Annotated in this window: 2 protein-coding genes; one reads left to right on the top strand and one right to left on the bottom strand. The window is 61.4% G+C overall.

Annotated elements, in window-relative coordinates:
* The coding region (locus NKG95_RS34190) for a GtrA family protein (RefSeq protein ID WP_353043879.1) at positions 1 to 261 on the top strand (261 nt) is incomplete at its 5' end.
* Here the strand turns inward: NKG95_RS34190 and NKG95_RS34185 are convergent.
* The coding region (locus NKG95_RS34185) for a hypothetical protein (RefSeq protein WP_353043878.1) at positions 258 to 792 on the bottom strand (535 nt) is incomplete at its 5' end. The two genes, NKG95_RS34190 and NKG95_RS34185, sit on opposite strands and share 4 nt — an antisense overlap.

Below are 792 nucleotides of genomic sequence, written 5' to 3'. Positions count from 1 at the left end.
TCTTATCTCGCGCATAAGTTCGTGACTTTCGCGTCGAGCGGATCGCATCGATCGGAAGCTCCGCGTTTTTTCTTGCTGACGGCGACAGGCTTCGCCGTTGCCTACGCGGCGCCGGCGGTTTTGACGGCCAAACTCGGCCTGCCGCCGATCATCGCCATTCTGGTTACATGCTTGCTTGTTCCAGCGGTCAATCTTCTCATGCTCGACCGGTGGGTTTTTGCGCAGCGAAGACCCGGCCAGCAACGTGATCGCCCGCCCTAACCCGGCTCAACAGGATCGAGCCGGAACGACAACAATTTGATGGCGCGCTTGTAGATGTTGCTGGCGGCCGAACTTGGCGGAATGCCGTCGAGGTAGTCGAAGGCGACATCGAGTATCCTGGCCTCGGCGAGGGCCGCCGTTGGAATGACGAACGAGACCGTTCGCGGCTCTTTGCCGGACAGCGTCACCGCATGCACCCGAACGCCATTCACCGAAATAATAATCCGCTGCGTGACCTGCGGCGGGCGAATGGCGGCGGCCATTTGCAGCGTGGCCGTCACACTGTCGTGGAGCGGCGGTATCTTCAGCCGAAGCCGCGAGGTCTCGCCTAGGGAATGGGTGCCGTCGGCAACGGGTCCCGACCAGCCGCAGACCCTCATGCCGGCTGCCTTTTTGGCTCCGTCGGACCGGAACGACACCGTCTCGCCTAGGGTATAGCTGCCGACCGCATCGCGATTGAGGCAGGTCGTCGTCCGGTCAATGTAATAGGCGCGATAATCGGCGTTGACATTCGGATTGAGAGCAAGCGCA

This window comes from Mesorhizobium sp. M1423, assembly GCF_040317575.1.
Taxonomy (GTDB): domain Bacteria; phylum Pseudomonadota; class Alphaproteobacteria; order Rhizobiales; family Rhizobiaceae; genus Mesorhizobium.
Note: the sequence above shows the minus strand (reverse complement) of the source record. Positions and strands in the feature narration are given on the sequence as shown.